The sequence below is a fragment of the Holospora curviuscula genome, from assembly GCF_002930195.1.
Taxonomy (GTDB): Bacteria; Pseudomonadota; Alphaproteobacteria; order Holosporales; family Holosporaceae; genus Holospora; species Holospora curviuscula.
The window spans coordinates 1-2,224 of the sequence record NZ_PHHC01000056.1; the positions used below are offsets into that span (position 1 = coordinate 1).

Consider the following 2,224-nt stretch of genomic DNA (forward strand, 5'->3'; position numbering starts at 1 on the left):
CTTTGCTTAGCAGTGTAAAAGATGCAGAACACACTAATTGGGTTAAGGTCCAGCACAGGATTGTAGAGCGTTTATTTGCTTGATTCCATCATTGTAAAAGGCTATCCAAAGAGTATGAGAGGTCTACTTCATCAGCCAAAGTTATTCCACTAACCTTGACTAAAATATGCCTTAATAGGTTAGAAAAATAGTTTACGTGACTGTTTCTTAAACTGAATTATATTTATTGCCCAGAAAAACCTTTAAATTTTATGTAATTTTTAAATTTCTACAGAAGGTAATAAACACATCATATGGTCAAAATCTGCTTCATGTAAAGTATCAACAAAAAATGTACGAAATTGACCAGGAGATTGAGCTTTGGAAAAGGCTATATTACCGCACATGGCAAAATATCTCACAGCTGAAACTGTGCTCTCAAATTTATCTTCTAAAACTGGTATAAAGGTACCAATGATGCTGGCTAAACTACATCCCATACCCACAACAGAAGTCATTAGTGGCACTCCAAAAGGTACTTGGGTCCACCGATCTTCATAAGTAATATAGTCTACATCTCCTGTTACTACCACAATACACCGGTATTTTTTCGAAATTTCTTGGGCGTATTTTTGTGCTTCTTTTGGACCAGACAAAGAATCAACTCCCTTGGATTGATTTTTTCCATATGCCAATGCTATGATTTCTCCGGCATTTCCTTTGACCACATCTACGTAAGGCATTAGGTCTCTAGAAATTGATGCTCTAAATTCGGTTGCTCCAGCACCTACAGGGTCGAAAACGACTGGTTTATTGTGAGTTTTGGCCATTTTTACTGCCTGTATACACAAATTAGCAAACGAAGAATCCAAAGTTCCGATATTAATCACTAAACTTTCAGATTTACAAATAAGCTCTTCTAAATCTTTTGTTGTAAAAGAAAGCATATAGGACCCGCCTACTGCTAAAACACAATTTGCACCCAAATCCATAGTAACGTAATTTGTGAAATGCAAAACCATGGGTTTTTCTTCTCGAATCTTTTTTAAACAATCCTGAAGGATAGAAAATTCAAAATTTTTATACATATTGAGTTAATTAGTCTACGTTAATTTTTTAATTCTATAAAATTTTTTATTTTTTTTCAAGCAATTTTATACTTCTAAACAGGACCTACGCAGGAAAAATTTATCTTGACAGAGTTAGCGAGGTGTTTGAAGAACATAGCATTTTTAACAAGCAGTGATTTAATTGGTGGTTTCCGACTTTTCTTTCAGGTTTACTCACACTGAAAGTGCTTATTTAGGAAGTATATCTAAGTTTTCAGCCGTATTCTCATGGCCAATGCAGGCTTTGTCTTCGTTGAATAGCACATCAAGAACCCAGTGCAGCGCAGGATTAATGCTCCACATGAGGGCGTTCCACCTTCATTAAGATTTTGTGCTGTTAGGAAGAAAGATAGAAGCAAGTTTCTTTAGCGTTTTTCCAAAGGGTCGCGGTCATTTGACCCATTGCTTTAAGTCTTGGCCAGGAATGGAATCAGGCACCATCATGGGAAACTACAGTTAGTAGACTGCTCAATGCGTCCATGACTTTTATCATGGGTTTCATTGAGCCGTTCATGGGATCGTTCCAATAAAGCTTTACATCTTCATGAAGTTTGCCCTTAATCACCTTTTGGGTCAATGATTTTTTGGAAAATATCACGCTGACATTCCCTAGCATTAATGATGATTATTTTACGCAAGATCCAAAAGTTTGAGCACCTTGGGGGAACTTCGGTGCTTTTTTCATCTACCTTTTCCTGACCAAATACCAGCTGATTATTATGGCACCAAGCACGCACGATATGGAATGCTTTATCTTTGTCGCTGTTGCCAATGATTTTACCCTCAATACTCGTGATGTCACTGGCTGCTGTGTCAAGACTGGCTAAAAACTCGGTAAAAGACGCTTTACAGTAGACCTCTTCGGAAACTCTCATTGTTCTAATTCCATGGTATAGACCCCTGCAATGAGCGTGAATCTCAGTCCAAATCTGTTACGTCTGTTTCTGTATGTATCAGAGATGATCTTGAAGCGTTTGAGTATCCCAATACCATTTTCATTCATTACCCGCTCGCTGGAAAGCTCTCTATTTTTCCTTTTTTTTTCTTGCATTAGCGGATTTTTCTTACCCTTCTTTTTTGGAATGTCAGTTCTACTATGGAGTGTTTTCAAGCCTTGATATCCTGTCTCCGTAATA

The 2,224-nt window shown here is 37.4% G+C and carries 3 protein-coding genes; all 3 read right to left on the reverse strand.

Going from position 1 to position 2,224, the window contains the following annotated elements:
• Nucleotides 1-260: 260 nt before the first annotated feature.
• Nucleotides 261-1,067 (reverse strand): hydroxyethylthiazole kinase, encoded by an 807-nt coding sequence (gene thiM / locus HCUR_RS00860; protein ID WP_104206332.1) that lies wholly within the window; start codon nucleotides 1,065-1,067, stop codon nucleotides 261-263.
• 578 nt (nucleotides 1,068-1,645) lie between these two features.
• A complete protein-coding gene (locus HCUR_RS00865; RefSeq protein ID WP_104206333.1) occupies nucleotides 1,646-1,963 on the reverse strand; it encodes a hypothetical protein in 318 nt (105 codons plus the stop codon).
• Nucleotides 1,960-2,224: transposase family protein (locus tag HCUR_RS00870; protein ID WP_279337381.1), on the reverse strand; the 265-nt coding region annotated here is incomplete at its 5' end. The genes HCUR_RS00865 and HCUR_RS00870, both read right to left, overlap by 4 nt.

What these genes read in the sequence shown, in the direction of transcription:
- thiM (WP_104206332.1), bottom strand. Translation starts at nt 1,067, where the DNA reads ATGTATAAAAATTTTGAATTTTCTATCCTTCAGGATTGTTTAAAAAAG.
- HCUR_RS00865 (WP_104206333.1), bottom strand. Translation starts at nt 1,963, where the DNA reads ATGAGAGTTTCCGAAGAGGTCTACTGTAAAGCGTCTTTTACCGAGTTT.